The sequence below is a fragment of the Olsenella sp. CU969 genome, from assembly GCF_905219715.1.
GTDB lineage: Bacteria > Actinomycetota > Coriobacteriia > Coriobacteriales > Atopobiaceae > Granulimonas > Granulimonas faecalis.
Genome location: NZ_CAJMXC010000086.1, coordinates 1 through 8,029, shown reverse-complemented (window position 1 = coordinate 8,029; position 8,029 = coordinate 1). Strand labels below are relative to the sequence as shown.

The 8,029-nt window shown below is 71.9% G+C and carries 6 protein-coding genes and 1 pseudogene; all 7 read left to right on the top strand.

The genetic code is table 11. The features are described from left to right. The first annotated feature begins 40 nt into the window (after nt 1-40). The 7 genes and pseudogenes from JX283_RS08895 to JX283_RS07390 all read left to right on the top strand — a co-directional run bounded on the left by JX283_RS08895 (nt 41) and on the right by JX283_RS07390 (nt 7,878). Nucleotides 41-160: a helix-turn-helix domain-containing protein gene (locus tag JX283_RS08895; RefSeq protein ID WP_204830005.1), complete on the top strand. Its 120-nt coding sequence runs from the start codon at nt 41-43 to the stop codon at nt 158-160. 80 nt (nt 161-240) lie between these two features. After that, a complete protein-coding gene (metG, locus tag JX283_RS07420; RefSeq protein ID WP_204830003.1) occupies nt 241-1,884 on the top strand; it encodes a methionine--tRNA ligase in 1,644 nt (547 codons plus the stop codon). Further along, nucleotides 1,881-2,786, top strand: a complete 906-nt coding sequence (gene rsmA, locus JX283_RS07415; RefSeq protein ID WP_204830002.1) for a 16S rRNA (adenine(1518)-N(6)/adenine(1519)-N(6))-dimethyltransferase RsmA — start codon at nt 1,881-1,883, stop codon at nt 2,784-2,786. The genes metG and rsmA overlap by 4 nt, the downstream gene beginning before the upstream one ends. Beyond that, nucleotides 2,783-3,757, top strand: a complete 975-nt coding sequence (locus JX283_RS07410) for a TatD family hydrolase (RefSeq protein ID WP_204830001.1) — start codon at nt 2,783-2,785, stop codon at nt 3,755-3,757. Before rsmA ends, JX283_RS07410 begins: the two co-directional genes overlap by 4 nt. A 1,134-nt stretch (nt 3,758-4,891) precedes the next feature. Then, nucleotides 4,892-5,878 carry an ABC transporter substrate-binding protein gene (locus tag JX283_RS07400; protein WP_204829999.1) on the top strand — a complete coding sequence of 329 codons (987 nt, stop codon included), beginning with the start codon at nt 4,892-4,894 and terminating at the stop codon, nt 5,876-5,878. A gap of 150 nt (nt 5,879-6,028) precedes the next feature. Beyond that, nucleotides 6,029-6,616 (top strand): annotated as a pseudogene (gene hpf / locus JX283_RS07395) (ribosome hibernation-promoting factor, HPF/YfiA family). Nucleotides 6,617-6,762: 146 nt separating this feature from the next. Then, entirely contained in the window at nt 6,763-7,878 is a 1,116-nt protein-coding gene (locus JX283_RS07390; protein ID WP_239652536.1) for a DegV family protein, read from the top strand. Nucleotides 7,879-8,029: the final 151 nt, after the last annotated feature.

The following is an 8,029-nucleotide window of genomic DNA, read 5'->3' as shown; positions in this document are numbered from 1 at the left end:
CCCGGCCCCCGAGGCAGAGGCGGCCCCCGAGCCCCGGGCACTGGCCTCGGGGCTCCTCGCCCGGGGGATGTCGCCCTCGGCCGCCGCCAAGGAGGTCGCGCGCCGCTGCGGCCTGGCCCGCTCGGCCGCCTACGACCTCGTGGTGTCCCTCAAGGCCTAGGCGCCGCGCCCGCCGGTCCCGTCGGGCTACAATGGCCCGAGGAAACAAGCTTAGGACCCCACCGAGAACGGACGCGCCCCATGGACACCGTGCAGCCCTCGTACTACATCACCACCCCCATCTACTACGTCAACGCGGCCCCGCACCTGGGGACCTCCTACACCTCGGTGCTGGCCGACGTCCAGGCGCGCCTGCGCCGCGCCACCGGCCACAACGTGATGTTCCTCACGGGCACCGACGAGCACGGCGAGAAGGTCGCCGAGGCCGCCGCCGAGNACGGCATGANCCCGCAGNAGTGGTGCGACTCCCTCGTGCCCGCCTTCAAGGAGCTCCTCCAGCTNCTCGACGTCACCAACGACGATTTCATCCGCACCACCGAGCCCCGCCACGCCGAGGCCGTCCGGCGCCTNATGTCGACCATCAAGGACAACGGCTACATCTACAAGGGCTCCTACGACGGCTGGTACTNCGTGCCCGAGGAGACCTACTTCACCGACACCCAGGTCCGCCACGCCGACGAGGGGCGCGGGACCGAGGGCGAGCACCTCTGCCCCGACTGCGGCAGACCCCTCCAGCGCGTGCAGGAGGAGANCTGGTTCTTCAAGCTCAGCGCCTTCCGGGACCGCCTGCTCGAGCTCTCCCGCGACAACCCGCANTTCGTGGAGCCNGAGATCCGCCGCAACGAGGTCGTGAGCTTCGTGGAGTGCGGCCTCAAGGACCTCTCCATCAGCCGCACGAGCTTCGACTGGGGTATCGAGCTGCCCTTCGACGACGGCCACGTCACCTACGTCTGGTTCGACGCCCTCATCAACTACCTCACCGCCGTGGGCTACGGCGCCGACGAGGGGGANTTCGCCTACCGCTGGCCCGCCCAGGCGCACCTCGTGGGCAAGGACATCATCCGCTTCCACTGCGTGATCTGGCCCGCCATGCTCATGGCCGCGGGGCTCCCGGTGCCCGAGGAGGTCTTCGCCCACGGCTTCCTCACCGTCAAGAACGAGGAGACCGGCGCCACCGAGAAGATGTCCAAGAGCCGCGGCAACGTCGTCTCGCCCGCCACCGTGGTGGACCTGCTCGGCGTGGACGGCTACCGCTACTACTTCATGACCGACGTCAAGCCCGGCACCGACGGTGGTATCTCCTGGGGCCGCATGGAGCAGGTCTACAACACCNACCTCGCCAACTCCTGGGGCAACCTCGTGAGCCGCACGCTCAACATGAGCGCCAAGTACTTCGACGGGAGGACCCCCGCCATGTCCGAGGGCTGGGACACCGTCGAGAGCCCGCTCTCCCAGGTGGCCTCCGGNCTCGTGGACCGCTACCTCGAGGCCATGTACCGCTTCGCCTACGACGAGGGCGCCGCGGCCGTCATGGAGCTCGTGCACGCGGCCAACCACTACATCGAGGACATGGAGCCCTGGAGCCTGGCCAAGGACCCGGCGCGCGCCGACGAGCTGGCCTTCGTCATCGGCTCGCTCGTGGAGGCCATCCGCGTCTCGGCCCATCTGCTCGCCCCGCTCATGCCCACCACCTCCGCCGAGGTGCTGCGCCGCCTGTCCGCCGGGGACGAGGTGGGCACCTGCGACCTCAAGGCCGCCTGCGCCTGGGGCGGCTTCGCCCAGGGCGCCCCGGTGACCAAGGGCGACGCGCTGTTCCCGCGCCTCGTGGCCGAGGGCGCCGCCCAGAAGGGCGACAAGGCCAAGGCCGCCAAGGGGGGCAAGTGAGCTTCTCGCCCCTGGCAAGCCCCGGCGCCACCCGCGCGGTGCTCGAGGCCCACGGCCTGGCCACCAANCACCGCCTGGGCCAGAANTTCCTGGTGAANGACCACGTCATCGGCAGGATCCTCGACCTTGCCGAGCCCTCCCCCGACGACCTGTTNTTCCAGGTGGGCCCGGGCATCGGCACGCTTACCTGCGCGCTGCTGCCCCGGGCGGGGGCCGTGGTGGCCGTGGAGGCCGACCGCTCCCTCGCCCCGGTGCTCCGGGCCACGTGCGCCGCCTGGCGCGACAGCTTCGCCCTCGTGCTCGGGGACGCCCTCCGGGTGGGGGCCGACGACCTCCGCCGCGCCGCCGCCTCCCTCGGCCTGGCCGGCGTGCCCACGGACCCCACCATGCTCGTGGCCAACCTGCCCTACCAGGTGGCGGCCACGGTGATCCTGGATACTCTGCAGCAGATGCCCTCCGTGGGGCGCTGCGTGTGCATGGTGCAGAAGGAGGTGGCCGACCGCATCTCGGCCGTGCCGGGCACGAAGGCCTACGGCGCCTACNCCGTCAAGCTGGGGCTCTACGCGGAGGTCACCGGGCGCTTCGAGGTGGGCCCGGCCAACTTCATGCCTCCCCCGCACGTGGACTCCTCCGTGGTGCGCCTGGACCGCGTGCGGCCCTGCNACCCCGCCACGGGCGAGCCGCTCACGGACGCCCAGCGCGCCCTCTGCGCCGGGGTGGTGGACGCCGCCTTCGCCCAGCGCCGCAAGACCATCCGCAACTCCATGGGCGCCCGCGGCTTCGACAAGGACGCCGTCGACGCGGCCCTCGCCGCCGTCGGGATCCCGGGCACCCGCCGTGCCGAGACCCTCTCCGTGGCCGACTTCGTCGGCCTGGCCCTCGCCCTCGAGGAGGCTTCATGAGCGCCATAGACGACCTGCTCGACGACGGCGAGCTCTTCCGCGACCAGAAGGGGCGTCCGCGCCCATGGCCGCGCCCCCTCGCGCCCCTGGCCGACACCCACGGCCACCTCACGGTCTTCCGCGGCCACGACCCGGCCCGCGCCGTGGCCCGCGCCGCCCTGGCCGGCGTGCGCCTCCTCGTGGTGCCGGCCGACCCCACCGAGGACGCCACGGACGCCCGGGCGTTCCTCCGCTCCCTCGACGGGTGNGTGGAGGGTGCGCGCTCCCTGCTCGCCGCGGCCGCAGCGGAGGGGCTCGTGCCGCCGGCGTTTCCCGGCGCCCCCGACCTCTGCGACAACGTGCGCGTGGTGGCCGGCATCCACCCCTACGGCGCCGCCCGGGCAGACGACGCGGCCATGGCGAGCCTCTCGGAGCTCCTGGCCGACCCCCGCTGCGCGGGCGTGGGCGAGATAGGCCTCGACTTCACCTGCGACGTGCCCGTGGACGTGCAGCGGGACGTCTTTTGCCGCCAGCTGCGGTTGGCCCGCGAGCTCGCCGTGCCCTGCGAGCTGCACATCCGGGACGACCGCGACGACCCGGCGGCCGCCGCCCACGCCATGGCCCTCGAGGTCCTCGACGAGGTGGGGGTGCCCGAGGCCGGGGTGGACCTCCACTGCTACACGGGCGACCCGGCCGTGATGCGCCCCTTCGTGGAGCGCGGCTGCCTCGCGGCCTTCGGCGGCGCCGTCACCTTCAAGTGCTCCGACGAGATCCGCGACGCCGCCTGCGCCTGCCCCCTCGGGCAGATGCTCACCGAAACCGACTCCCCCTACATGGCGCCGGTGCCCCTGCGCGGCTTGGAGTGCGAGCCGGCCATGGTGTGCCTCACGGCCCGCTGCCTCGCCGACGTGCGCGCCGAGTGCGGCGTCTCCGACCCGGCCGAGACCTACGCCGCGCTCTGGAAAAACGCCGCCCGGCTCTTCCCCCGCTGACCGCCCCTCCCTTTTCCGCTAGAATCCACACCACCCCCTCCCACCTGCCGAGGGGGTGGTGTGCATGGACGTCTCCGCAGGCCTCGCGGGTGCGGCCGAACTGGCCCGGGACCTGCTCTGGCCCGCCCGCTGTGCCGGGTGCGACGGCCCCGGCAACTTGCTCTGCGATCGCTGCCGGCTCAGGCTTCCTTGGATAGACCAGCGCTTCTGTTGCCCCGTGTGCGGTGCGCCCGGGGGCTGGCTCGTGTGCACGGAGTGCGACGGCTCGTGGGAGACAGAGGCCTCCGTCTCGGCCTTCTCCTTGGAAGGGCCCGCCTCCCGCATGGTCAAGGTGTACAAGGACGGCCACGAGCGCCGGCTCGCCCCGGTGCTGGCCGCCGCGTGCGCCTGCGCTCTCGACGAGGCCTCGGCTTGGGACCGCGGCCGCGTGGACCCGGGTTCGCTGGACGCCCTGTGCTTCGTGCCCTCCACGGCCGAGGCGTTCCGGCGCCGCGGGTTCGACCCCATGGCCGACGTCGCGGCGTGCCTCTCCGCCATGGAGGGCGTCCCGCTGGNCGACGCGCNCTTCNGTNGCCACGCCGCCGACCAGCGCTCGCTGGGGAGGGGGGAGCGGGCCGCCAACGTGGCCGGGACGTTCTCGTGCGCCCAGGACGTGTCCGGCTGNCGCCTGCTCCTCGTGGACGACGTGATCACCACCGGCGCCTCGGTGCGCGAGGCGGCCCGGTCTCTGCTCGCCGCCGGCGCCGCGGGCGTGTGGACCGTTTCCGTGGCCCGCACGTGGTGATTATCGGACAGCGTTCAGCCGATGGTATAGTTCCTAACGTCTTTGCCGGGTCTGTGGTTGCGGGCGCCACTCACAGGGCGTCCTAGTCCATGGCAGACGAGGCCANAGGGATCCACGTAAGCCGCCGCGTGCGCGCGGCGGCGATNACGGCTCGTCCTAGAAGTAAGCCGCACCTCCCGTCAACCGTCTGCGGGGNCCCATNGCCNCNCGGGGGAGAGGGCGGGTAGTGAAGGCGCCGCGGCGTCCGAGCGAGAGCCCCCGTGCGCGAGTGTGGGGTCGAAGACCAGGTCAGCCGGCAGAGACGGCCCGGGGCCCACGACCCGGGTACTTGACAACGACAGGAGGAGCCCATGTCCCCCGCCCGATCCAAGGCCCTTGGGGCCGTCCTCGCCCTCGTGTTGGCGACACCCCTCGGCGGATGCCAGGCGCCGGTCACCACCACCGTGGACGAGGCCCAGGCCCTGCGCAGCGCCCAGGCCCAGGCCCAGGTGTCGGTGGCACCCCCCGTCATCCAGCGGGACGGGGTGCTGAGGGTGGCCGTGCTCGCCAGTGCCGGCACGCCCCATGTCATGGAGGCCGCGGACGGCACGCTCCAGGGCATCGACGTCGACGTGGCGGCGGCCCTCGCCCAGCAGATGGGTCTCTCCCTCGACCTCGTGTGCGCCCCCTCCGTCGAGNACGNCTCGGNCCAGGGGGCAGACGTGGTACTGGGGGTGGGCGCCCAGGACGGCACCGGCCTGTCGGTGGTCTCCAGCTACATGGAGGAGGCCGTGGGGGTCTTCGTGGGCGACGACCAGGGCCCCTTCGACCTCCAGGACGTCCTCGGCCGTGGGGTGGCCGTGGTCCAGGGGTCCCCGGCCCAGCTCGCCCTGGCCTCCGTGGACGTCCTCGCGACGGCGGGGCGCCCCTACGACGACATCGACTCGGCCTTNGNGGCCCNGGAGCAGGGCGAGGTGGCCTGTGTCGCGTGCTCGGCCTACGAGGGGGCCTACGTGGCCCTCGAGCACCCCGCCGTCGACCTCCTCGGCACCGTCGACGTGCCGAGGTTCGTGGGGGCGGGGGTCGACCCGTCCAACGACGCCCTGGTGGCCGCGGTCCAGGAGGCCCTGGACGCGGTGGGGTCGAACGGCGTCCTGAGCGTCATCCGAAGCCGGTGGGTGGGCGACCTGCCCGTCCTCGGCGCCGACTCCCTCATCGAGCTCGCGGCGTCCGGCGGCCTTGCCGACGCCTCGGGCTCTGCGACGGACCCAGGCTCCGACGGTGCCTTCTCGGTGCCGTCCCCGGGGTCGGGCGACGGGTCCTCGGCCGGCTCCAACGCCGTCACGTCCATCGNNTGACCCTTCGCCGCCCCATCGGGCCCGCCGGCCGTGTTCTTCTGCTGTCGACGATGTTTTCATGGGAGTTTCAGAAGTAAACGGGTATAGGAACCGCAGCAACACGGCGGCCCGGCCGCTAAGACCCTGGCAACCTACGAGAAGGGATCCACCATGGCAATCACCGTCTATGGACGCAANANCCNGGNCACCGACGCCCTGCGCGACCACGCCGAGCAGAAGGTCGGCGACGCCCTCAAGGTCTTCGNCATCAAGCCCCTCACCGNCGACGTCGCCCTGCGCGTGGAGCACTACAAGAGCGGCATCAACGAGCACATCTGCGAGGTCACCGTGCGCGTGCGCGGCACGGTCATCCGCGTCTCCAGCGCCGGCGACGACATGTACGCCGCCATCGACGAGGCCGCCCGCATGGTCACGCGCCGCATGCGCAAGTACAAGACCAAGGTCGTCGAGCGCCGCCAGCGCGCCGGCCGTGCGGAAGGCATGGAGACCGTCCAGGCCAACACCGCCTTGGAGGCGGAGGTGCTCGGCGACGAGGCCGAGGCCGACGAGGAGCTCGTGCGCACCAAGTACATCGAGTACACCAAGCTCACCGAGGAGGATGCCCTCGTTCAGGCCGACCTCCTGGGCCACGACTTCTTCGTCTTCCGCGACATGGTCACCGGCAACGTCCATGTGATCTACCACCGCAGGAACGGCGGCTACGGCATCCTCAAGCCCGAGGACGAGCGGGAGGGTTGAGTCCCTCGCCATCATCGGCGGCACCGGCGGGCGCCGACCCCACGAGGGGCCGGCGCCCGCATCCGTGGGGGTCTTGGGCCGCCGTCGCCCCGGCGGCGCCCAACGGGTAAAATCAAACGCTGTTTGCCTATGAACGGGAGGGCCCTGTGACCACCGACAACGCTGATACCGTCCCCACCAAGGGGCAGGCCAAGGCCGAGGAGCGCGCCCGCAAGGAGGCGGAGCGCCAGGCCCGCAAGGAGGCCGACGCCCNGGCCGAGGAGCGCCGTGAGGCCGATGAGCGGGCCCGCGAGGAGCATGTGCGCCGCTTCCGCAGCAGCCGCAACAACGTGCACATCATCGTCGACTCGTGCGGCGACTTCGACCCTGCCATCGCCCAGGCCCTCAACGTCGAGGTGGTCGGGTTTCCCTATGTGGTGGACGGCGAGGAGCGCACCGACGACCTGTTCCAATCGGTGACGGCCAAGGAGTTCTACGACTCCATGCGCCGCGGCACCTACCCCACCACGAGTGCCGTGACCCCCGGCCACTACTACGAGGTCTTCAAGCGCGCCGCCGAGCAGGGCAAGCCCNCCATCTACCTCGGGTTCACCGAGGCCCTCTCCNCGTCGGNGCGGGCCGCCGAGGAGGCCGCCCAGATGGTGCGCGACGAGCACCCCGGCTTCCGGCTGGCCGTCGTGGACAACCGCTGCCCCTCGGCCGCGGCCCAGCTGCTGGCCATCGAGGCCGTGCACCAGGCCAACCTCGGCGCCTCCTTCGACGACCTCGTGGCTTGGGTGGAGGAGGCCCGCAACTTCATCCACGGCTTCTTCACCCTCGACAGCTTCGACGCCCTGGCCCGCGGCGGCCGTATCCCCGCGTCGGCCGCGAGCCTCGGCGGCAAGCTCGACATCAAGCCGGAGCTCTCCTACGACCCGTCGGGCGCCCTCACCTTCAAGCGCATGTGCCGCGGCCGCAAGAAGGCCATCCGCGCCATCGTGGAGGACTTCCGCGACGCGAGCGACGGCGAGCGCTCCATGCCCGTGGGCATCGTCACCGCCGACGCCGAGAAGGACGGCGACTGGCTCGAGGGGCTGCTGCGCAAGGAGAAGGGCTGCGAGGACATGATCGTGGTACGCAGCTCGGTCTCGCCGGTCATCGGCAGCCATGTGGGCCCGGGTATGGTGGCCCTCGTCTTCTGGGGCCGCGACCGCCGCGAGCACGGCTCGCTCTCGGAGCGCATCGCCTCCAGGGTGGGCGGCCGGCGCACCAAGGACCGCTGAGCCCGACCGGCCCCGTCGCCTTCGAGGGGGCGGGGCCCGATTCCCAAGAGAGGTACTGGATGAGAAAGATCGAACGCATCGGCTTCGTGGGCTGCGGCATCATGGGTGCCCCCATCGCCCGGCACCTCCTCGAGGCCGGCTTCGCCGTGAC